Origin of the sequence: Pseudomonas sp. BF-RE-21, from assembly GCF_019947305.1 — a bacterium.
Taxonomy (GTDB): domain Bacteria; phylum Pseudomonadota; class Gammaproteobacteria; order Pseudomonadales; family Pseudomonadaceae; genus Aquipseudomonas; species Aquipseudomonas migulae.
The window spans coordinates 69,397-89,793 of record NZ_JAGYGF010000019.1 but is presented as its reverse complement, the minus strand read 5'-3'; the positions used below and the strand labels follow the sequence as shown (position 1 = coordinate 89,793).

Genomic DNA, 20,397 nt, shown 5'->3' with positions numbered 1-20,397 from the left:
GCTGTGCTATCGTTGCGGCACCCTCCCGTTACGATCGAAGAGAATCCCTGCATGAAGGTGGCTGTCTGGATGACAGAGTGCGTTGCTGGCTGCAAGCAGGCCGTACTTGCAGGCTTTCTCTGTTTGCTGAGCGGCTTCGTTTTCGCTCAAACGCAAACGCCACCAGGCATGGCCGACCAGCGCGCCAAATCGGTCACGCAGGTTGTACTTGGGATACTCAGCTATGCCCGCTGGCCAGTTGAGCCCGCACAACTTCGTTTGTGCATCGTCGGCCCTACCGAATACACCGACGACCTGGTCAAGGGCACCACCCAGGCCACCGGCCGACCCGTTACCGTGCGCCGCCTGCTGGCCGACAACCCATCCATTGTCAGTGAGTGCGACGCGGTGTACATCGGCAAATTGACCAGCGAAGAGCGCAGCCGGTTGTTCGCTTCGCTGAGCGGGCATCCGGTGTTGAGCATCAGCGAAAGCGACGATCAATGCACCGTCGGCAGTCTGTTCTGTTTGCGTGTCGGCGATGAACAAGTGTCCTTTGAGGTCAACCTCGATTCCGTCGCCCGCAGCGGCGTGCGAATTCACCCAAGTGTGCTGCAACTGTCCCGCCGTAAACCGGCGGCGCCATGAGTCTATTCAAGCCGGGCAGTCGTCCGACCTTGCGTTCGGTCATTGGCCGCGGTCATTTGATCGTCGCGCTGGTCGGCGTCGCCATGGCCAGCATCTCGCTGACGCTGCTCGGCGTCCTGGCGTTGCGGGTCTATGCCGACCACAACCTGCACCTGATCGCGCGCTCCATCAACTACACCGTGGAAGCTGCCGTGGTGTTCAACGACAAAGCCGCCGCCACTGAAGCGCTGGCGCTGATCGCTTCTACCGAGGAAGTGGCGGATGCCCAAGTGCTGGATGAGCAAGGCAAGTTGTTGGCGCGTTGGCAGCGACCGGAAACCGGATTGTTCTCTGATCTCGAAATGCAGATGGCCAAAGCCTTTCTGGAAGAGCCCATCAGCATGCCGATCATCCATCAAGGTCAGGAAATCGGCAGCACTCTGCTGATCGGCCACGGCGGCAGCCTGATGCGCTTCTTGCTCAGCGGTCTGGTGGGCATCGTTCTGTGCACCGCCGCCAGTGCCTGGGTAGCGCTTTATCTGGCTCGCCGACAACTGAGCGGGATCACCGGTCCGCTGCGCAGTCTGGCGTTCGTGGCGCACGCTGCGCGCAGCGAACGAGCCTTCGACCAGCGTGTGCCGCCTGCCGACATCGCCGAACTCGATAACCTGGGCAATGACTTCAATGCCCTGCTCGATGAACTCGAATCCTGGCAAACCCACCTGCAAAGCGAGAATGAAACCCTCGCCCACCAGGCCAGTCATGACAGCCTCACCGGGTTGCCGAACCGGGCGTTTTTCGAAGGACGATTGATTCGTGCACTACGCAACGCCAACAAGCTCAACGAGCGGGTAGCGGTGCTGTTTCTCGACAGTGACCGGTTCAAGGAAATCAACGACACCTTCGGTCATGCCGCTGGCGATGCAGTGTTGGTCGCAGTCGCCAATCGGGTTCGCGCGCAACTGCGCGAAGAGGATCTGGTGGCGCGTCTTGGGGGGGACGAGTTTGCTGTCCTGCTGACACCGCTGCACAAGATCGAAGACGCCGAGCGGATCGCCGATAAAATCATTGCCAGCATGGAAGTGCCGATCCCGTTGCCGGGGCATACTCAGGTTTTGACTTCTCTGAGCATCGGCATCTCCGTGTACCCGGATCATGGTGCTACACCGGGTGCTCTGCTAAATGCTGCCGATGCGGCCATGTACCAGGCCAAACGCTTTTCCAGAGGTGCACAGCACACGTCAGGGTCGGAGCACCCTGTCGCCGATGTTCAAACCAGGAGCTAATGTTCGTGTTCTCATTCAATCTGCGATTTCTTGCGATCCCCTTGTTCATGGCTTTGCTGGCACTGACCGGTTGCCAGACGGCACCACAAAAAGGCTTGAGTCCGGCACAGGTTGCAGTACTCCAACAGCAAGGTTTCGAGTTGACCGACGAGGGCTGGGCGTTTGGCTTGTCCGGCAAAGTGTTGTTTGGCAGTGATGTCGAAAGCCTGAATCCGCAGAGCACCGAGATCGTCGAGCGCATTGGCAAGGCGTTGCTGGGTGTCGGGATCGATCGGGTGCGGGTTGATGGTCACACCGATGCGTCGGGCAAAGAGACCTACAACGAACAGCTGTCCCTGCGCCGCTCGAACAGCGTCGGCAAGGTCCTGATCGCGGTTGGCATGAAAGAGCAGAATATCCAGCTAAGGGGCTTTGGCAGCAGTGAGCCGGTAGCCTCCAACGATAACGCGGCCGGTCGAACCGAAAACCGCCGGGTGTCGATTGTGGTGAGCGCCGACTGATCGGCCGACCCTCTTTTTAACTATTCTTTTTGGGGGAATTCATACCCCCGTAGATGAACGGAACACGACGACTGCCACATGGAAAAAATAATAAATTACTGCCGCAACCACTTCTGGAAAAAATGGCTTCGCCAGCATAAATGCAAGATCGCTGGCGGGGTGTCATCGCTTAACGCCAAAACCACGTTGCTGGTGGAAGAGAATGTTTCGCTCGGCCATGTGGTGGTCGGCACCAAACGGTTGAGCATTGGTGCCCACACTTACATTCGAAGTGGTTGCGTGCTGTCCGCGGTGTCCTCGATAGGACGGTTTTGTTCGATTGGAAATGACTGCTACATCGGACAAGACAAAAATACCCACCCGTCCGATTGGGTCAGTTCGCACCCCTTCCAATTTACCCGTACAAAACTGTCCTTCGAACCAGAGATCGTTGATGTAACGATCGGCGACGACGTCTGGATCGGACATGGCGCCATGATCATGGAAGGTGTCACGGTGGGCACGGGTGCCATTATCGCCACCCGCGCACTGGTTGCCCACGATGTGCCGCCTTATGCGGTAGTCGCCGGGATTCCGGCGAAGGTCATCAAGTATCGGCACCCGCCAGAGTTGGTGGCGCAGTTACTTGATAGCCGATGGTGGGAATGTAATGTCGATTTCCTTCTGAGCTTGCGCCTGGACGATCCCCGTTCTGCTTTGCCGATCATTGCCGATTCGCGCAGCGCCAATCAGGTTGTTTACAAGCAGGTGGAAGTCACCCGCAAAGGCTGCCAATTAGTCAGCACTCTCGGATTGGCTGCTCCGACGCTCAGTCTGCAAACCGAAGATCCCGCGTCTCGCCCAGTAACAACGGGCCATTCAGTTCAGTGACCTCCCTGATGTAATCCCACAACAGGGTGATCCGCTTGAGCTTGCGCAGGTCTTCGCGGCAGTACATCCAGAACTGCCGGGTGATGTTGATTTCCTCCGGCAGCACCGGCAGCAACCGCGGATCCTGAGCCGCGAGGAAGCACGGCAGAATCGCCAGCGAACGCCCTTGCTGCGCAGCCACGAACTGCGCAATTACGCTGGTGCTGCGCAAGTTGGCGCTGGCGCCGGGCAGCACGTTCGCCAGGTACAACAGCTCCGAGCTGAAGGCCAGGTCGTCGACATAACTGATAAATGAATGCTTGCCCAAGTCTGTCGGGCGGCGGATCGGTGGGTGTTTGTCCAGATAGTCCTGGGTCGCGTACAGCTGCAACCGGTAGTCGCAGAGTTTGCAGCAGACGTACGGGCCATGCTCCGGGCGCTCCAGGGCGATGACGATGTCCGCTTCGCGTTTGGACAGGCTGATGAAATGCGGCAGCGGCAGAATGTCCACCGAGATCGCCGGGTAGGCGTCGACGAAATGGCTCAGCTGTGGGGTGATGAAAAAGCTGCCGAACCCTTCGGTGCAACCCATCCGCACATGACCGGACAGCGCCACGCCGGAACCGGAAACCTGTTCGCACGCCATGTGCAGCGTGCTCTCGATCGACTCGGCGTAACCCAGTAGACGCTGACCCTCAGCGGTCAGGACAAAACCGCTGGTCCGGGACTTCTCGAACAACAACGTGCCCAATGCCGCTTCCAGCGAGCTGATACGCCGCGACACCGTGGTGTAGTCCACCGCCAGGCGCTTGGCCGCGGTGCTGGCCTTGCGGGTGCGGGCCACTTCGAGGAAAAACTTGAGGTCATCCCAGTTCAGCGAACCTAAAGACGTGATGTTTTTTTGCATGATGGACCGGCTTTTATGTGCGTTCTTATTAGAAGTTTGCACATCTATACTCCAAAAACAGTCCGACAACCAATTCGCGACACACGCCTCATCTCAAGGCGACTTATCCGCCTTGGCTCCCTGCATAACAACAAGTCCAGGAGACCAGCATGAACGCATCGCTCACGCCCAACGAAACCACTGTCCAGAACGTCAAACTGTTGATCGACGGTGAGTGGGTCGAGTCCCAGACCACTGAGTGGCACGACATCGTCAACCCGGCGACTCAGCAAGTACTGGCCAAGGTTCCGTTTGCCACAGCCTCGGAAGTCGACGCCGCGATCAGCGCCGCCCATCGCGCCTTCCAGACCTGGAAGCTGACGCCGATCGGCGCCCGCATGCGCATCATGCTCAAGCTCCAGGCGTTGATCCGCGAACACTCCAAGCGTATCGCCGTGGTGCTCAGCAACGAACAGGGCAAGACCATTGCCGACGCTGAAGGCGATATTTTCCGTGGCCTGGAAGTCGTCGAACACGCGTGCTCCATCGGCAGCCTGCAAATGGGCGAGTTCGCCGAGAACGTCGCGGGCGGCGTCGATACCTACACCCTGCGCCAGCCAATCGGTGTTTGCGCCGGCATCACCCCGTTCAACTTCCCGGCGATGATTCCGCTGTGGATGTTCCCGATGGCCATCGCCTGCGGCAACACCTTCGTGCTCAAGCCGTCCGAACAGGACCCGATGTCGACCATGCTGCTGGTGGAACTGGCCATCGAGGCGGGCGTTCCGGCGGGCGTGCTTAACGTGGTTCACGGCGGCAAGGACGTGGTGGACGCGCTCTGCACCCACAAAGACATCAAGGCGGTTTCCTTCGTCGGTTCGACTGCCGTCGGTACTCACGTTTATGACCTGGCCGGTAAGCACGGCAAGCGCGTGCAATCGATGATGGGCGCTAAAAACCACGCCGTGGTGCTGCCGGATGCCAACCGCGAACAAGCGCTGAATGCGCTGGTCGGTGCCGGTTTCGGTGCGGCCGGTCAACGCTGCATGGCAACGTCGGTGGTGGTGTTGGTCGGCGCGGCCAAGCAATGGTTGCCGGACCTGAAAGCGCTGGCGCAGAAACTCAAGGTCAACGCTGGCAGCGAGCCGGGCACGGACGTTGGTCCGGTGATCTCCAAGCGTGCCAAAGCGCGGATTCTGGATCTGATCGAAAGCGGCATCAAGGAAGGCGCCAAGCTTGAGCTGGACGGTCGTGACATCACGGTTCCCGGCTACGAGAAGGGCAACTTTGTCGGTCCGACCCTGTTCTCTGGCGTGACCCCCGAGATGCAGATCTACACCCAGGAAATCTTCGGCCCGGTGCTGGTGGTGCTGGAAGTGAATACGCTCGACGAGGCCATCGCCCTGGTCAACGCCAACCCGTTCGGCAACGGCACGGGCCTGTTCACCCAAAGCGGTGCGGCAGCGCGCAAATTCCAGAACGAAATCGACGTGGGTCAGGTCGGCATCAACATTCCGATTCCGGTTCCGGTCCCGTTCTTCAGCTTCACCGGTTCGCGCGGTTCCAAGCTCGGTGACCTCGGCCCGTATGGCAAGCAAGTGGTGCAGTTCTACACTCAGACCAAGACCGTCACCAGTCGCTGGTTCGATGACGACAGCGTCAACGACGGTGTGAACACCACCATCAACTTGCGTTAAGGAGCCGGACATGAAAATCGCTTTTATCGGTCTCGGCAACATGGGCGCGCCGATGGCGCGCAACCTGATCAAGGCCGGCCATGCGCTGCGACTGGTTGATTTGAACAAAACCGTTCTGGCCGAACTGGAACAACTGGGCGGCAGCATCAGCGCGACGGCTCGTGAAGCGGCTCAAGGCGCAGAACTGGTGATCACCATGCTGCCCGCCGCTGTGCATGTGCGCAGCGTGTGGCTGGGTGAAGACGGCGTGCTCGCCGGTATCGGCAGCGGCGTACCAGCCGTGGATTGCAGCACCATCGATCCGCAAACAGCGCGTGATGTAGCGGCGGCCGCGGCCAAGCAAGGCGTGGCCATGGCCGATGCGCCGGTGTCGGGTGGCACTGGTGGTGCAGCGGCCGGGACCCTGACCTTCATGGTCGGCGCCACGCCTGAACTGTTCGCCACTCTGCAACCGGTGCTGGCGCAGATGGGTCGCAACATCGTCCATTGCGGCGAAGTCGGCACCGGGCAAATCGCCAAGATCTGCAACAACCTGCTGTTGGCGATCTCCATGGTTGGTGTCAGCGAAGCCATGGCGCTGGGTGATGCACTGGGGATCGACACTGGCGTGCTGGCCGGGATCATCAACAGTTCCACGGGACGTTGCTGGAGTTCGGAGATGTACAACCCGTGGCCGGGCATCGTCGAAACGGCACCTGCGTCGCGAGGTTATACCGGTGGTTTTGGTGCCGAGCTGATGCTCAAGGATCTGGGACTTGCCACGGAAGCGGCACGTCAGGCGCACCAACCGGTGGTGCTTGGCGCGGTGGCCCAGCAGTTGTATCAGGCGATGAGCCAGCGTGGGGAGGGGGGTAAAGACTTCTCGGCGATCATCAACAGCTATCGCAAACCGCAATAACGACCTGCTTCAACCTGTAGGAGCGAGCCTGCTGGCGATGGCGATGGCGATGGTGATTGATCCATCGCCATCGCCATCGCCAGCAAGCCGGCTCCTACAGGTGTGTGCGCATCGACATTTACCGGGAAATCACGTCGGGTGATCTCCCGGTTTTTTTGCATCAGGCAAACACGAAATACTTGCGCACGGTTTCAACCACTTCCCACGTGCCTTTCATCCCCGGCTCGATGACGAAAATATCACCGGCACGCAGATGGATCGGCTCTTTTCCTTCCGGGGTGATGATGCAGTAACCCTCGCGGAAATCGCAGTATTCCCACTTCACGTATTCCACATACCACTTGCCCGGCGTGCAGATCCAGGTGCCCATGATCTTGCTGCCGTCTTCGCTGGTGTAGGCGTTGAGGTTGACGGTGTGCGGATCGCCTTCGAGTTTTTCCCATTTGCAGGCGTCGAGCACTGGCAGCGGGTGGGTGTCGCGAAGAACGGTAATCGGTGCGGACATGATGACTCCGAGCGTGATGGAGAACTGAAGTCGCACCCTATCGGGCTTGGTGCGGCGTCAGTTGTCTGTACTCGACATCGAGGTATCCAGAAACGCTGGATTCACTGCGCTCGCCATAAAAAACGCCCCGGTATTCATCGAATGCCGGGGCGTTTTTTTTACGCGATTACTGAGTCACTGACAGCTTTCGGTGCCTGGCCATGCGCAACCGATAGCAACCGTAGATGAGCAACACCCACACCGGCATGGCGTACACCGAGGCGCGCACCGGCGGGATCATCCAGATAACGCAGATGATCACGGCCATGAACGCCAGGCACAGGTAGTTGGTGTACGGCGACCAGAAAGCCTTGAAGCCTGGCACGATGCCGCGCTGGACCATGGCCTTGCGGAACTTCAAATGCGTGAGGCTGATCAGTGCCCAGTTGATCATCAAGGACGCGACCACCAGGGCAAACAACAACTCAAGCGCTTCGTGCGGCGCGACGTAGTTGACCAGCACCGCCAGCATCGTGATCAACGCCGAAACGCCCAGTGCCAGCAACGGAACGCCTTGCTTGTTCAACTTCATCAGCACTTTGGGCGCGTCGCCTTGCTCGGCCAGGCCGTAGAGCATGCGACTGTTGCAATACACGCCGCTGTTGTAGACCGAGAGGGCGGCGGTGAGTACCACGAAGTTGAGGATCTGCGCGGCGGTGTCGCTGCCGATCAGGGCGAAAATCTGCACGAACGGACTGCCGCTGTAGGCATCGCCCGAGGCGCCCAGTGTCTGCAGCAGTTGGTCCCACGGGTAAAGCGACAGCAACACGGTGAGTGCGCCGACGTAGAAGATCAGCACCCGATAAACCACCTGGTTGATGGCCTTGGGAATGACCTTGCGCGGTTCGCTGGCTTCAGCGGCGGTGATGCCGACCAGTTCCAGGCCGCCGAAGGAGAACATGATGAACGCCATCGCCATCAGCAAACCGTTGGTGCCATTGGGGAAGAAACCGCCGTGGCTCCACAGGTTGCTTACCGATGCTTGCGGGCCGCCGGTGCCGCTGAACAGCATGTAGCAGCCCAGGAGGATCATGCCGATGATGGCCACGACCTTGATGATCGCGAACCAGAACTCCATCTCGCCGAACACTTTGACGTTCAGCGTATTGATCAGGTTGACCAGCACAAAGAACACCGCTGCGCTGACCCAGGTCGGCACCTCCGGCCACCAGAACTGCACGTACTTGCCGACGGCTGTCAGCTCGGCCATGCCCACCAGCACATACAGGACCCAGTAGTTCCAGCCGGACAGGAAACCGGCAAAGCCGCCCCAGTAGTTGTGCGCGAAGTGGCTGAACGAGCCGGCCACGGGTTCCTCGACAATCATTTCGCCCAGTTGGCGCATGATCAGGAACGCGATGAAACCGGCAATCGCATAGCCGAGGATCATCGACGGACCGGCGGACTTGAGCACTCCGGCGGAGCCCAGGAACAGCCCCGTACCAATGGCGCCGCCCAATGCGATCAGTTGAATGTGCCGATTTTTCAACCCCCGCTTGAGCGTTGCCTGTTGCAAGATTTCATCCGCCATCTGGTTCCCTTTTGGTTGTTGTGGCCAGGCTTGATTTGAAAGGGCAGATATTACTCTTCGCAGCCTTCGTCATACAGGTGCCTGTTGGGCCAAACACTGGTTTTCAAAGGCTCCCGGCCCGGTTTGCAGCGCACAACGCGTCGAGCAAGGCTCTGGCGTAACCGGGCAGGCCAGCAAACGAGCGGGCGCACAGCAGCAGTTTGCGCTGCGCCCAGGCTTCCTGCAGGGCAACGTATTTGAACGGTTGATCGACGGCCCGGCGCTCGATCGCCGCCAGCGGCACGATCGCCAGCCCCGCGCCGCGAGCGACCATGCGAATCACCCCGTCGAAGCCTTCCGCCCGGATGCGGATCTGCATGCGCACGCCCGCGTGCAGCGCCTGTTCTTCGAGGTACACCGCCAGTGCGCTGTTGGCGCTCAGGCCGACGTAATCGTGATGCAGCGTCTCGCTGAAGCTCGGTGTTGCGCCGTCAGCCAATGGATGCCCGAGTGGCATGATCAGCACCAGCGGATCGTCGCGAAAGGGCTGGGTTTCCAGGGCGTGGGTGTCGACGGCGTCGGAGACGATGCCAAGGTCTGCCGCACCCTGATGCAGTGCATGGACGATGCGCAGGCTCGGCAACTCCTGCAGATCAATGTCGAGGTTGGGATGGCGGCAGAGGAAGTCCGCCAGCACTTCCGGCAGGTACTCGGTGATTGCCGTGGTGTTGCATAACAAACGCACCTGACCTTTGACGCCTTTGGCGTATTCGGCCAGGTCCTGCTGCATGCGGTCGGCGTGTTGCAGTAGTAGTCGGGCGTGTTGCGCCAGGGCTTTTCCGGCGGACGTGGGGGTGACGCCGCGACGACCGCGTTCCAGAAAGTCGATGCCGAGCGAAGCCTCCATCGCGCGGATTCGCGCGCTTGCCGCCGCCAGGGATAAATGGCTGCGCGCGGCGCCGGCGGTGATGTTGCCGGTGTCGAGGATGTTCAGGTAGAGGCGCAGGTCGGTGAGGTCGAAGTGCATGGGTACAGCCTCGGGAGGTGTGTTGACTGGGCAGCCGCCTTCGCGGGCAAGCCTCGCTCCTACACGATTTGCGCAACCCCTGTAGGAGCGAGGCTTGCCCGCGAAGGCGTCAGCAGCAACAACGAAATCGTCAGCCTCTATCAAAACAAGAGACACCCTCAGTATATGGCGAATTTTCACACGGCCAATCCAGGCGCAGGATCAGCCTATGAATACACTCGCCACGTTCTACCAAAACCTTGGTCTGGCCCTTTCTCTGCTGGTCATCGCCACCTTCCTCCTGGCCGGCATGATCAAAGGCGTGATCGGCCTGGGCCTGCCAACCATCGCCATGGGGCTGCTCGGTCTGGCTATGGCACCGTCGCAGGCTGCCGCGCTGCTGATCATTCCAGCGACCCTGACCAACGTCTGGCAATTGGCATTCGGCGGGCATTTGCACGGGTTGGTCAGGCGACTGTGGCCGATGCTGCTGGCAATCTTCATCGGCACCGGTGCCGGGACGGTCTGGATTGGCATGGCGGGTGGTCATTGGGTGGTGCGGGGGTTGGGCGCGGCATTGCTGCTTTATGCGTTGAGCGGTTTGTTCCTGCCGACCTTGCGCGTCAGCCGTCAGACCGAGCGCTGGCTCGGTCCACTGTGCGGCGTGCTGACCGGCGTCATCACCTCCGCCACCGGCGTCTTCGTGATTCCGGCGGTGCCGTATCTGCAAGCATTGGGTTTGAACAAGGATGAACTGGTGCAGGCGCTGGGCCTGTCGTTCACCGTATCGACCCTCGCCCTCGCTGCCGGCCTGTTGTGGCGCGGGGCGCTGGGCGGTGGCGAATTGAGCGCGTCATTGCTGGCGCTGATCCCGGCGGTGCTCGGCATGTTGCTCGGGCAATGGCTGCGCCAGCGGATCAGCGCCGTGCTGTTCAAGCGCGTGTTCTTCATCGGCCTCGGTGTGCTCGGCGGCCACTTGCTGATCAGCGGGTAGCGGACGACGGGCTGAGCATCTCGATGGCACGGATATCGAAATCCTGTTCCAGGAATTCGTCGCGCTGTTCGAGGAACTGCTTCATGTGCGGCAGGTTCGAGTGCACGTCGAGGTGCGCCTGGGATTGCCAGATCTCGAAGAAGATAAACAGCGTCGGGTCCTGTTTGTCGCGCAGCATGTGGTACTCGATGCAGCCCGGCTCGGCACGACTCGCTTCGACATAGCCGCGGAAGAACGCTTCGAAGGCGTCGGATTTTTCCGGGCGGGTTTTGGCGTGCAGGATGAAGCCTTGTATTTCACTCATCAGGAGTCTCCTCAAAGTCAGAATCGGCGCCATTTTATGGCAACAATCGCCTATTGATTCGTGCGTATAGGTCAAATGAGTTTTGCGAATTCAGGACTTATTCCGCGCGAGGCCGGTCGCTAACCTGCCGCCATCCTCTTTCTGACCCTTCCGAGATTCCTCATGAAAAAAGTCCTGTTGCTCAATGGCGGCAAAAAGTTTGCGCACTCCGATGGCCGTTACAACACCACCCTGCATGAAGCCGCATTGAGCGTGCTGGATCGCGGCGGCGTTGACATGAAAACCACCTTCATCGACGAGGGCTATGACGTCGCTGAAGAAGTTGCCAAATTCCTCTGGGCCGACGTGATCATTTATCAAATGCCGGGCTGGTGGATGGGCGCGCCGTGGACTGTGAAAAAGTACATCGACGAAGTCTTCACCGAAGGCTACGGCAGCCTATACGCCAGTGACGGCCGCACCCGTTCCGATGCTTCGCAAAAGTACGGCAGCGGTGGTTTGGTGCAGGGCAAGCAATACATGTTGTCGCTGACCTGGAACGCGCCGCAGCAAGCTTTCGACGACCCGACCGACTTCTTCGAAGGCAAGGGCGTGGACGCGGTGTACTTCCCGTTCCACAAGGCCAACGAATTCCTCGGCATGACCGGTTTGCCGACGTTCCTGGCGGTTGATGTGATGAAGCGCCCGAACATCGAAGGTGATGTGGCGCGCTATGAGCAGCACCTGAACGAGGTGTTCGGCCTGAAAGCATAAGGTTCGGCTACTATCGTCATCTGGAATCCGAACCTGTAGGAGCCGGCTTGCTGGCGATAGCAATCCTGAGGACGCCATCGCCAGCAAGCTGGCTCCTACACAAAGCGATAAGGAACACAGGTGAAAGCCAGATCCGATGAGTTGCAGATTTTCGTCTGCGTGATTGAGTGCGGATCGATTTCCGCTGCGGCCGAACAGGTCGGGCAGACGCCTTCGGCGGTCAGCCGCACGCTGTCGCGGCTGGAGGCCAAGCTCGATACCACGCTGATCAACCGCACCACGCGGCGCATGGACCTGACGGAGGAGGGCAAGTATTTCTTCGAGCACGCCAAACTGATTCTCGATCAGATGGAGGAGCTTGAAGAACGCCTCAGCTCACGTCAGCAAACCCCGTCCGGGCGTTTGCGGATCAACGCCGCCTCGCCGTTCATGCTGCACGCTATCGTGCCGTACATCGACGAGTTCCGCCGGCTCTACCCGGACATCCAGCTCGAACTCAACAGCAACGACCTGATCATCGACCTGCTCGAACAAAGCACCGACATCGCCATCCGCATCGGCACGCTGGCCGACTCGACCCTGCACGCCCGTTCGTTGGGTTGCAGCCCGCTGCACATCGTCGCCAGCCCGGCTTACCTTGAGCAACACGGCACACCGCTGGTGGTCGAGGACCTGAGCGGGCATGCGCTGTTGGGCTTCACCCACAATGAAGGCCTCAACCAATGGCCGCTGCGTTATGTGCATGGTGACCGCTGGCCGATTCAGGCGTCCATCAGCGCGTCCAGCGGCGAGACGATCAGGCACCTGGCGCTGGAAGGTCAGGGCATTGCCAGCCTGTCGCATTTCATGACCATCGAAGACATCCGTGCCGGGCGCCTGAAAGTGCTGCTGGCGGATTTCAACAGCGGTTATCGCCAGCCGATCAACGCGGTCTATTACCGCAACTCGCAACTGGCCCTGCGGATTCAATGCTTCCTAGACTTTATCCAGGGCAAATTGGCGGTGTACGCGAATGCGGATTTTGAAGGTTGATTCATGACTCCTACGCAAGAGTGAATTGGGTCAACGGGGATTTTTCAGTCGTGATGACTGCTTGATACTCGTTGCATCACTTATTCACGCAGGGAGTTTCTCCATGAACGTATTCGTTACCGGCGCTGCAGGTTTCATCGGCGGCTCCATCGCTACGGGCCTGGTTCGCGCTGGCCACAAGGTCACCGGCCTGGTGCGCAGCAGCGAACAAGCCAATGAGCTGAGCGCGTTGGGCATCACGGCGGTCATCGGCACTCTTGACGACAGCGCACTATTGGCCGAGCAGGCCCGCGCTGCCGACGCCGTGATCAACGCCGCCAGCAGCGACCATCGCGGCGCGGTGGAAGCCTTGGTCAATGCCTTGCGCGGTTCCAACAAGGTGTTCCTGCACACCAGCGGTTCGAGCATCGTCGGCGATGCGTCGGGCGGTCAGTTCGGCGACGCCATTTATTATGAAGACACGCTGCCGGAGCCTACTGTCGACAAGGCGGCCCGCGTGGCCATCGACAACCTGATCCTCGACGCGGCGAGCGACGGGGTGAACTCGGCGGTCATCTGTAACACGCTGATCTATGGCCACAGCCTGGGCGTCAATCGCGACAGTGTGCAGCTGCCGCGCCTGCTGAAACAGGCACGCAAAAGTGGCGTGGTTCGGCATGTCGGCACCGGCCAGAACATCTGGTCCAACGTGCACATCGAAGACGTGGTGTCCCTGTATCTGCTGGCGCTGACCAAAAACGTACCGGGCACGTTCTATTTCGTTGAGAGCGGTGAAGCGTCGTTCGTCGACATGACCACGGCGATTGCCCAGGCGTTGAATCTCGCTGAGCCGCAAGACTGGCCGCTGAAAGAGGCCGAAGCCGAGTGGGGTTATGAAATGGCCAACTACGGTTTGGGTTCCAACAGCCGGGTGCGCGGCAAGCATGCGCGGGAGTTGCTGGGTTGGGTGCCGAAGCGGACTTCGGTGGTTGAGTGGATTCTTAACGAGATGGTGTGAGTTCGCTTTAGACCGCGTCATCGTTCTTCGCGGGCAAGTCGGATCGCCGCACCGCTCGCTCCTACAGGTTTTGCGTCGTTCATAAAATTGTTGAACGACACAACCCTTGTAGGAGCGAGGCTTGCCCGCGAAGGCGTCTTCAACAGCACCGCAACTGGCCGGGCCGCCCTCAATTCCGTACCATCCGCCCCCTCTTCCCCAGTTGTGTCCAGTCCTCCCCATGAAAGCAAACCGTCTGCGCGCCGATGTCCTGGCCGGGCTCACCACCTCTTTCGCCTTATTGCCAGAATGCATCGCCTTCGCGCTGGTGGCTCACCTCAATCCGCTGATGGGCCTGTACGGCGCGTTCATCATTTGCACCCTGACCGCGCTGTTCGGTGGTCGGCCGGGCATGGTGTCGGGCGCGGCCGGTTCGATGGCCGTGGTGATCGTCGCGCTGGTGGTGCAGCACGGTGTGCAGTACTTGCTCGCGACGGTGTTGCTGGGCGGGTTGATCATGCTGGCGTTCGGGTTGCTGAAGCTCGGCAAACTGGTGCGGATGGTGCCGCATCCGGTGATGCTCGGCTTCGTCAACGGCCTGGCGATCATCATCGCGCTGGCGCAACTGGAACACTTCAAGAGTGGTGACAACTGGCTCAGCGGCTCACCGCTTTATGTGATGAGCGGATTGGTGGCGCTGACGATGGCGATCGTCTATCTGCTGCCGCGACTGACCCGCGCCGTGCCGCCAGCGCTGGTGGCGATTCTGGGTGTCGGTCTGGCGGTGTATCTGCTCGGCTTGCCGACTCGCACCCTGGGCGACATGGCGCACATCGCCGGTGGCTTGCCGACGCTGGCCTTGCCAGACATTCCGTGGACGCTGGACACCCTGCGCATCATCGCCCCTTACGCAATATTGATGGCGCTGGTCGGCCTGCTGGAAACCCTGTTGACCCTGAACCTGACCGACGAAATCACCGAGAGCCGTGGCTTCCCGGATCGTGAGTGTGTGGCGCTGGGCGCGGCCAACATGGTCTCCGGTGTGTTTGGCGGCATGGGCGGCTGCGCGATGATCGGCCAGACCGTGATCAACCTCAGCTCCGGTGGCCGAGGTCGGCTTTCCGGCGTGGTGGCCGGCGTGCTGATTCTGCTGTTCATTTTGTTTTTGTCGCCGCTGATCGAGCGCATTCCGCTGGCCGCACTGGTCGGGGTGATGTTCGTGGTGTCACAGCAAACCTTCGCCTGGGCTTCGCTGCGGGTGGTCAACAAGGTTCCGCTGAACGATGTGCTGGTGATCGTCGCCGTGACGGTCATCACGGTGTTCACCGACCTGGCCACCGCCGTGCTTTGCGGGATCATCATTGCAGCGCTCAACTTTGCCTGGCAGCAGGCCCGCGAGCTGTATGCCGACAGTCACCTCGAAACCGACGGCAGCAAGCTTTACCTGCTGCATGGCACGCTGTTTTTTGCCTCGACTACACCGTTTCTCAACCAGTTCGATCCTGCCAACGACCCGTCGGTGGTGACGATTGATTGTCGTCACCTGAGCTTCGTCGACTACTCGGCCATCGCGGCGCTGAAGACCCTGCGCGAACGTTACGCCAAGGCGGGCAAGCATCTGCGCGTGCTGCATCTGTCCGAACGCTGCAAGAAGTTGCTCAAGCGTGCCCGGGTCAGTCACGACTGATCTATCAATCCTCTGGGCTGCGGCCATTCCCTGTAGGAGCGAGCCTGCTCGCGAAAAACGTTCAGACAACGCGTTGATTCAGGAAGTGCGCGTTATCGTTGACGCCCATCGCGAGCAGGCTCGCTCCTACAGGGGAATGGATGAAAGTTTGCGTGCCTGATTTTCATATTCACCGACCTCGCATATCTCTGCGCGACAACCCTTACCCCTCTACGAAAATTACTTTCACCTCGTTTGAGTTTAGCGCTTCGAAATGTTTTAAGAGTTTCACAAAACTTTCGACGTGACCCTTTCGAGGAGTACCGCATGACCCTGTCCTTCGGCTATTGGCTGCTGGTGTATGCCGCCATCGCCATCATCGCGCTGATCGTTCTGATCGCCCGTTACCGGCTTAATCCCTTCATCGTCATCACCCTGGTGTCCATCGGCCTGGCATTGCTCGCCGGCATGCCGCCGTCCGGGGTGGTCGGCGCCTACGAGGCCGGTGTCGGCAAGACCCTGGGGCACATTGCGCTGGTGGTGGCGCTGGGCACGATGCTCGGCAAGATGATGGCCGAGTCCGGCGGCGCCGAGCAGGTGGCGCGCACCTTGATCGACCGTTTCGGCGAGAAGAACGCGCATTGGGCGATGGTGTGCATCGCCTTTCTGGTCGGGCTGCCGTTGTTCTTCGAAGTCGGTTTTGTGTTGCTGGTGCCGATTGCGTTTACCGTGGCGCGCCGCGTGGGTGTGTCGATCCTGATGGTCGGTTTGCCGATGGTCGCCGGGCTGTCGGTGGTGCATGCGCTGGTGCCGCCGCACCCGGCGGCGATGCTGGCGGTGCAGGTGTATCAGGCGTCGGTGGGGCAGACGTTGATGTATGCGATTTTGATCGGCATTCCGACGGCGATTATTGCCGGTCCGCTGTACGCCAAATTCATCGTGCCGCGCATTCAACTGCCGGCGGAAAACCCGCTGGAACGCCAGTTCCTCGAGCGCGAACCGCGCGACAGCCTGCCGGGTTTCGGCATCACCATGGCGACCATTTTGTTGCCGGTGCTGTTGATGCTGATCGGCGGCTGGGCCAACCTGATCTCCACGCCGGGCAGCGGTTTCAACCAGTTTTTGCTGTTCATCGGCAACTCGGTGATCGCGCTGTTGCTGGCGACCCTGCTGAGCTTCTGGACCCTCGGCCTCGCCCAAGGCTTCAACCGCGAATCGATCCTCAAGTTCACCAACGAATGCCTGGCGCCGACGGCCAGCATCACCTTGCTGGTCGGCGCCGGCGGCGGCTTGAACCGGATTCTGGTGGACGCCGGGGTCACCGACCAGATCGTCAGCCTGGCCCACGAATTTCACCTGTCGCCGCTGCTGATGGGCTGGCTGTTCGCCGCGTTGATGCGCATCGCCACCGGTTCCGCCACCGTGGCCATGACCACCGCCTCCGGCATTGTCGCGCCGGTGGCCATTGGTCTGGGTTATCCGCATCCGGAGTTGCTGGTGCTGGCGACGGGCGCCGGGTCGGTGATCTTTTCCCACGTCAACGACGGCGGCTTCTGGTTGATCAAGGAATACTTCAACATGAGCGTTACCCAGACGTTCAAGACCTGGACCGTGCTGGAGACCATTATTTCGCTGGTCGCCTTCGCGCTGACCGTGGGTCTTTCTTACCTGATTTAACCGGAGCCGCCTGCCATGGACATCCTCTACCAGATCCGCGCCCGTCAGGATTCCTTCAGCGCTGGCGAAGGACGCATCGCGCGGCTGATGCTCGACGACGTAGGATTTGCCTCTGCCGCCAGCCTCGACGAGCTGGCGCTGAGAGCGGAAGTCAGCACCGCCACGCTGTCGCGTTTCGCCCGCACGGTGGGTTGCCGCGACTTGCGCGACCTGCGCCTGCAACTGGCACAGGCCAGCGGCGTCGGCAGCCGTTTTCTCGACCCGGCGGGCACGCCCGATCAGTCGGCGTTCTACGGGCAGATCGTCGGCGATATTGAGTCGACGTTGCGTCAGCACCTGTCGGCGTTCGACGAGTCGCGCTTCGCCGACGCGGTGAAGCTGTTGGGCAAGGCGCGGATGATTCATGCCTTCGGCATGGGCGGTTGCTCGACCTTGTGCAGCGATGAACTGCAAGTGCGGCTGGTGCGCTTCGGCTACCCGATTTCGGTGTGCCACGACCCGGTGATGATGCGGGTCACCGCCGCCAGCCTCAGTGCCGAGCACGTGGTCATCGTCTGCTCGCTGACCGGCATCACCCCCGAGTTGCTCGAAACGGTGGAAGTGGCCCGCAACTACGGCGCAAGGATTCTGGCCATCACACGCAGCGACTCGCCGTTGGCGCAACTGGCCGACATCGTGCTGCCGCTGCAAAGTGCGGAAACCTCGTTCATCTACAAACCCACGGCGGCGCGCTACGGCATGCTGCTGGCCATCGACGTGCTCGCAACCGAGCTGGCGCTGGCCAATCCTGAAGACAATCAAGAACGTCTGCGGCGGATCAAACTCGCCCTCGACGATTACCGCGGCGGCGACGATCACTTGCCGCTGGGAGACTGACATGATGTACGACACGCTGATTCGCAACGCCCTGATCATCGACGGCAGCAACGCCCCCGGTTACCCCGCCGACGTGGCGATTCTGCATGGCCGCATCGAGCGCATCGGCGACCTGCACGACGCCACTGCCCGCGAAGTAATCGACGCCGCCGGCCGAGTGCTGGCACCGGGTTTCATCGACGTGCACACCCACGACGACACGGTGGTGATCCGCCAGCCGCAAATGCTGCCCAAGCTCAGCCAGGGCGTGACCACGGTGATCGTCGGCAACTGCGGGATCAGCGCTTCGCCGGTGAGTTTGAAGGGCGATCCGCCAGACCCGATGAACCTGCTCGGCACCTCGGCGGCCTTTGTTTACCCAACGTTCCGCGACTACCGTGCGGCGGTCGAAGCGGCGAACACCACGTTGAACGTCGCCGCTCTGGTCGGCCACACCGCGTTGCGCAGCAATCACCTTGATGACCTGTTTCGCACGGCCACGCCGGATGAAATCAGCGCGATGCGTGAGCAACTGCGCGAAAGCCTTGAAGCCGGCGCGTTGGGTCTGTCCACTGGTCTGGCGTACGCCAGCGCGTTCTCGGCGTCCACCGATGAAGTGATGCAACTGACCGAAGAACTGACCGCGTTCGGCGCGGTGTACACCACCCATTTGCGCAGCGAATTCGAGCCCGTGCTGGAGGCCATGGACGAGGCGTTCCAGATCGGCCGTCATGCGCAATCACCGGTGATCATTTCCCACCTCAAATGTGCCGGCGCCGGTAACTGGGGGCGGAGTCCGCAACTGTTGGCCTCACTTGAAGAGGCCGCGAAAACCCACCCGGTGGGCTGCGATTGTTATCCCTACGCGGCGAGCTCTTCGACCCTGGACCTCAAGCAAGTGACCGATGCGCACCGCATCACCATCACCTGGTCCACGCCGCACCCGGAACTCGGTGGCCGCGACCTGATGGATATCGCCGCCGAGTGGAACGTTCCGCTGCTGGAAGCCGCTCGCCGGCTGCAACCGGCTGGCGCGGTGTACTACGGAATGGACGAGGCAGACGTACGAAGCATCCTCGCGCATCCGCTGTCGATGGTCGGCTCCGACGGCTTGCCGGAAGACCCATTCCCGCATCCACGTTTGTGGGGCGCTTTCCCACGCGTCCTCGGACATTTCAGTCGCGATGTCGGGCTGTTTCCGCTGCACACCGCGGTACACAAAATGACCGGGTTGTCCGCGTCGCGATTCGGCTTGAAGGAGCGCGGTGAAATCCGTGAAGGGCATTGGGCTGACCTGGTGTTGTTCGATCCTGCAACGATTCGTGATGTCGCGGATTTCAACGACCCGCAACGGGCGGCAGAAGGCATCGACGGGGTGTGGGTCAACGGTGTGTTGAGTTACAGCGAAGGGCAGGCGAACGGGAAGCGGGAAGGGCGGTTCCTGGCGCGGGAAGGCGATTTGCGTGACGGTTTTCAGAGCCTCCACAAACCCCTGTAGGAGCCAGGCTTGCCGGCGAAAGCGATCAGCCAGTCGACAAATCTTTTGAACTGCTTCACGTGGTGGCACATTGCAATTAAAGAAAGCCATCGCCAAGCCGAAGCGCTGACACTAGCCCGGCTACACTCTGGGCCTTACCAGTCTGGGAGCAACTTGATGAGCTTCGGCAAAACCACCCCGATCCTGCGGATTTTCGACGAAAACAAAGCCGTGGAGTTCTACGTCGACTTCCTCGGTTTCAAGATCGACTGGCAGCACCGTTTCGAGCCGAATTTCCCGCTGTACCTGCAAGTCTCCCGGGGCGAATGCGTGTTGCACCTGTCGGAACATCACGGCGACAGCACGCCGGGCTCGGCGCTGCGCATCGAGACCGATGAGCTGGAGGCGTTTCAGCAGCAATTGCTGGCCAAGGACTACACGTTTTCGCACCCACAGATCCAGGCCATGCCGTGGGGCAGCCAGGACATGACCATCGCCGATCCGTTCGGGAATCGGTTGGTGTTTACCAATGCGATTAGTGTGTAACGCGGCAGGAAAAATCACGCCTCGTGATAGTGTCGTCCGTTCAATTTCGACGAGCACAGGAGGCGCTTATGGCCAGCATTACCATTGGCAATCTTGATCAGCAGATCTACGAGCAATTGCGAATCGCGGCAGAGAGTAATTGCCGTTCAGTTGAAGAGGAGGCTCTCTTCATCTTGAGGAAAGCGCTCGACCCGAATGGTCGTACCTGCGGTTTGGGGAGTCGAATCAATAATCGATTCAGAGAGAGTGGTGGTATCGAGTTAGATCTGCCTCTGCGTTAAGGCGGTGAAAGCGAGGCTAAGGGCTGATCCCAGGTATCCGTTGTCTGTTGATTG

General features: G+C 60.4%; 21 protein-coding genes. 16 read left to right on the top strand and 5 right to left on the bottom strand.

Annotation, left to right across the window (positions count from 1 at the left end):
- Positions 1-51: 51 nt before the first annotated feature.
- From KGB25_RS15175 to KGB25_RS15160, 4 genes are all read left to right on the top strand, one after another.
- The gene (locus tag KGB25_RS15175; RefSeq protein WP_192417458.1) at positions 52-627 is read left to right on the top strand and encodes a YfiR family protein; all 576 of its coding nucleotides are present in this window, start codon (positions 52-54) and stop codon (positions 625-627) included.
- Positions 624-1,892 carry a diguanylate cyclase domain-containing protein gene (locus KGB25_RS15170; protein ID WP_223435506.1) on the top strand — a complete coding sequence of 423 codons (1,269 nt, stop codon included), beginning with the start codon at positions 624-626 and terminating at the stop codon, positions 1,890-1,892. The genes KGB25_RS15175 and KGB25_RS15170 overlap by 4 nt, the downstream gene beginning before the upstream one ends.
- The gene (locus tag KGB25_RS15165) at positions 1,892-2,392 is read left to right on the top strand and encodes an OmpA family protein (RefSeq protein WP_192227647.1); all 501 of its coding nucleotides are present in this window, start codon (positions 1,892-1,894) and stop codon (positions 2,390-2,392) included. The genes KGB25_RS15170 and KGB25_RS15165 overlap by 1 nt, the downstream gene beginning before the upstream one ends.
- A gap of 78 nt (positions 2,393-2,470) precedes the next feature.
- On the top strand, positions 2,471-3,262 hold the full coding sequence (locus KGB25_RS15160; RefSeq protein WP_192227648.1) for a CatB-related O-acetyltransferase: 792 nt from the start codon (positions 2,471-2,473) through the stop codon (positions 3,260-3,262).
- Here KGB25_RS15160 and KGB25_RS15155 read toward each other — a convergent pair.
- The gene (locus KGB25_RS15155; protein ID WP_008040813.1) at positions 3,201-4,148 is read right to left on the bottom strand and encodes a LysR family transcriptional regulator; all 948 of its coding nucleotides are present in this window, start codon (positions 4,146-4,148) and stop codon (positions 3,201-3,203) included. The two genes, KGB25_RS15160 and KGB25_RS15155, sit on opposite strands and share 62 nt — an antisense overlap.
- 149 nt (positions 4,149-4,297) lie before the next feature.
- Between KGB25_RS15155 and KGB25_RS15150 the strand changes: the two genes are divergently transcribed.
- Both KGB25_RS15150 and mmsB read left to right on the top strand, forming a co-directional pair.
- Positions 4,298-5,824: a CoA-acylating methylmalonate-semialdehyde dehydrogenase gene (locus KGB25_RS15150; RefSeq protein WP_008024085.1), complete on the top strand. Its 1,527-nt coding sequence runs from the start codon at positions 4,298-4,300 to the stop codon at positions 5,822-5,824.
- A gap of 10 nt (positions 5,825-5,834) precedes the next feature.
- Positions 5,835-6,722, top strand: coding sequence for a 3-hydroxyisobutyrate dehydrogenase (mmsB, locus tag KGB25_RS15145; protein ID WP_223415912.1), 888 nt, complete (start codon positions 5,835-5,837; stop codon positions 6,720-6,722).
- Between the two features lie 160 nt (positions 6,723-6,882).
- On the opposite strand, the gene KGB25_RS15140 is transcribed toward mmsB, so the two are convergent.
- From KGB25_RS15140 to KGB25_RS15130, 3 genes are all read right to left on the bottom strand, one after another.
- Positions 6,883-7,227 (bottom strand): cupin domain-containing protein, encoded by a 345-nt coding sequence (locus tag KGB25_RS15140; protein WP_008024653.1) that lies wholly within the window; start codon positions 7,225-7,227, stop codon positions 6,883-6,885.
- Between the two features lie 166 nt (positions 7,228-7,393).
- The gene (locus KGB25_RS15135) at positions 7,394-8,797 is read right to left on the bottom strand and encodes an amino acid permease (protein ID WP_008024654.1); all 1,404 of its coding nucleotides are present in this window, start codon (positions 8,795-8,797) and stop codon (positions 7,394-7,396) included.
- Positions 8,798-8,900: 103 nt separating this feature from the next.
- Positions 8,901-9,803, bottom strand: a complete 903-nt coding sequence (locus tag KGB25_RS15130; RefSeq protein WP_223435503.1) for a LysR substrate-binding domain-containing protein — start codon at positions 9,801-9,803, stop codon at positions 8,901-8,903.
- A 208-nt stretch (positions 9,804-10,011) separates the two neighbouring features.
- On the opposite strand from KGB25_RS15130, the gene KGB25_RS15125 reads away from it, so the two are divergent.
- Positions 10,012-10,776 (top strand): sulfite exporter TauE/SafE family protein, encoded by a 765-nt coding sequence (locus KGB25_RS15125; protein ID WP_223435501.1) that lies wholly within the window; start codon positions 10,012-10,014, stop codon positions 10,774-10,776.
- On the opposite strand, the gene KGB25_RS15120 is transcribed toward KGB25_RS15125, so the two are convergent.
- Positions 10,766-11,080 carry a putative quinol monooxygenase gene (locus KGB25_RS15120; RefSeq protein ID WP_008024657.1) on the bottom strand — a complete coding sequence of 105 codons (315 nt, stop codon included), beginning with the start codon at positions 11,078-11,080 and terminating at the stop codon, positions 10,766-10,768. The genes KGB25_RS15125 and KGB25_RS15120 overlap by 11 nt on opposite strands.
- Before the next feature lie 162 nt (positions 11,081-11,242).
- Between KGB25_RS15120 and KGB25_RS15115 the strand changes: the two genes are divergently transcribed.
- From KGB25_RS15115 to KGB25_RS15075, 9 genes are all read left to right on the top strand, one after another.
- Positions 11,243-11,833 (top strand): NAD(P)H-dependent oxidoreductase, encoded by a 591-nt coding sequence (locus KGB25_RS15115; protein WP_223435500.1) that lies wholly within the window; start codon positions 11,243-11,245, stop codon positions 11,831-11,833.
- A gap of 120 nt (positions 11,834-11,953) precedes the next feature.
- Positions 11,954-12,865 (top strand): LysR family transcriptional regulator, encoded by a 912-nt coding sequence (locus KGB25_RS15110; RefSeq protein WP_008024659.1) that lies wholly within the window; start codon positions 11,954-11,956, stop codon positions 12,863-12,865.
- 103 nt (positions 12,866-12,968) lie between these two features.
- On the top strand, positions 12,969-13,862 hold the full coding sequence (locus KGB25_RS15105; RefSeq protein WP_223435498.1) for an NAD-dependent epimerase/dehydratase family protein: 894 nt from the start codon (positions 12,969-12,971) through the stop codon (positions 13,860-13,862).
- A gap of 220 nt (positions 13,863-14,082) precedes the next feature.
- The gene (locus KGB25_RS15100) at positions 14,083-15,528 is read left to right on the top strand and encodes a SulP family inorganic anion transporter (protein WP_008040823.1); all 1,446 of its coding nucleotides are present in this window, start codon (positions 14,083-14,085) and stop codon (positions 15,526-15,528) included.
- Between the two features lie 306 nt (positions 15,529-15,834).
- Complete coding sequence (locus KGB25_RS15095; RefSeq protein WP_192227665.1) at positions 15,835-17,184, top strand: gluconate:H+ symporter; 1,350 nt, start codon at positions 15,835-15,837, stop codon at positions 17,182-17,184.
- Between the two features lie 15 nt (positions 17,185-17,199).
- The gene (locus KGB25_RS15090) at positions 17,200-18,060 is read left to right on the top strand and encodes a MurR/RpiR family transcriptional regulator (protein ID WP_223435496.1); all 861 of its coding nucleotides are present in this window, start codon (positions 17,200-17,202) and stop codon (positions 18,058-18,060) included.
- Position 18,061: 1 nt separating this feature from the next.
- On the top strand, positions 18,062-19,537 hold the full coding sequence (locus KGB25_RS15085) for an N-acyl-D-amino-acid deacylase family protein (protein ID WP_223435492.1): 1,476 nt from the start codon (positions 18,062-18,064) through the stop codon (positions 19,535-19,537).
- 156 nt (positions 19,538-19,693) lie between these two features.
- Positions 19,694-20,062 carry a glyoxalase superfamily protein gene (locus KGB25_RS15080; RefSeq protein WP_008036566.1) on the top strand — a complete coding sequence of 123 codons (369 nt, stop codon included), beginning with the start codon at positions 19,694-19,696 and terminating at the stop codon, positions 20,060-20,062.
- A gap of 68 nt (positions 20,063-20,130) precedes the next feature.
- A complete protein-coding gene (locus KGB25_RS15075) occupies positions 20,131-20,343 on the top strand; it encodes a FitA-like ribbon-helix-helix domain-containing protein (protein WP_223415918.1) in 213 nt (70 codons plus the stop codon).
- Positions 20,344-20,397 lie beyond the last annotated feature (54 nt).

Excerpts from the sequence above, each read along its gene's own strand:
- KGB25_RS15175 (WP_192417458.1), top strand. The coding sequence starts at position 52 with ATGAAGGTGGCTGTCTGGATGACAGAGTGCGTTGCTGGCTGCAAGCAG.
- KGB25_RS15170 (WP_223435506.1), top strand. The coding sequence starts at position 624 with ATGAGTCTATTCAAGCCGGGCAGTCGTCCGACCTTGCGTTCGGTCATT.
- KGB25_RS15165 (WP_192227647.1), top strand. The coding sequence starts at position 1,892 with ATGTTCGTGTTCTCATTCAATCTGCGATTTCTTGCGATCCCCTTGTTC.
- KGB25_RS15160 (WP_192227648.1), top strand. The coding sequence starts at position 2,471 with ATGGAAAAAATAATAAATTACTGCCGCAACCACTTCTGGAAAAAATGG.
- KGB25_RS15155 (WP_008040813.1), bottom strand. The coding sequence starts at position 4,148 with ATGCAAAAAAACATCACGTCTTTAGGTTCGCTGAACTGGGATGACCTC.
- KGB25_RS15150 (WP_008024085.1), top strand. The coding sequence starts at position 4,298 with ATGAACGCATCGCTCACGCCCAACGAAACCACTGTCCAGAACGTCAAA.
- mmsB (WP_223415912.1), top strand. The coding sequence starts at position 5,835 with ATGAAAATCGCTTTTATCGGTCTCGGCAACATGGGCGCGCCGATGGCG.
- KGB25_RS15140 (WP_008024653.1), bottom strand. The coding sequence starts at position 7,227 with ATGTCCGCACCGATTACCGTTCTTCGCGACACCCACCCGCTGCCAGTG.
- KGB25_RS15135 (WP_008024654.1), bottom strand. The coding sequence starts at position 8,797 with ATGGCGGATGAAATCTTGCAACAGGCAACGCTCAAGCGGGGGTTGAAA.
- KGB25_RS15130 (WP_223435503.1), bottom strand. The coding sequence starts at position 9,803 with ATGCACTTCGACCTCACCGACCTGCGCCTCTACCTGAACATCCTCGAC.
- KGB25_RS15125 (WP_223435501.1), top strand. The coding sequence starts at position 10,012 with ATGAATACACTCGCCACGTTCTACCAAAACCTTGGTCTGGCCCTTTCT.
- KGB25_RS15120 (WP_008024657.1), bottom strand. The coding sequence starts at position 11,080 with ATGAGTGAAATACAAGGCTTCATCCTGCACGCCAAAACCCGCCCGGAA.
- KGB25_RS15115 (WP_223435500.1), top strand. The coding sequence starts at position 11,243 with ATGAAAAAAGTCCTGTTGCTCAATGGCGGCAAAAAGTTTGCGCACTCC.
- KGB25_RS15105 (WP_223435498.1), top strand. The coding sequence starts at position 12,969 with ATGAACGTATTCGTTACCGGCGCTGCAGGTTTCATCGGCGGCTCCATC.
- KGB25_RS15100 (WP_008040823.1), top strand. The coding sequence starts at position 14,083 with ATGAAAGCAAACCGTCTGCGCGCCGATGTCCTGGCCGGGCTCACCACC.
- KGB25_RS15095 (WP_192227665.1), top strand. The coding sequence starts at position 15,835 with ATGACCCTGTCCTTCGGCTATTGGCTGCTGGTGTATGCCGCCATCGCC.
- KGB25_RS15090 (WP_223435496.1), top strand. The coding sequence starts at position 17,200 with ATGGACATCCTCTACCAGATCCGCGCCCGTCAGGATTCCTTCAGCGCT.
- KGB25_RS15085 (WP_223435492.1), top strand. The coding sequence starts at position 18,062 with ATGATGTACGACACGCTGATTCGCAACGCCCTGATCATCGACGGCAGC.
- KGB25_RS15080 (WP_008036566.1), top strand. The coding sequence starts at position 19,694 with ATGAGCTTCGGCAAAACCACCCCGATCCTGCGGATTTTCGACGAAAAC.
- KGB25_RS15075 (WP_223415918.1), top strand. The coding sequence starts at position 20,131 with ATGGCCAGCATTACCATTGGCAATCTTGATCAGCAGATCTACGAGCAA.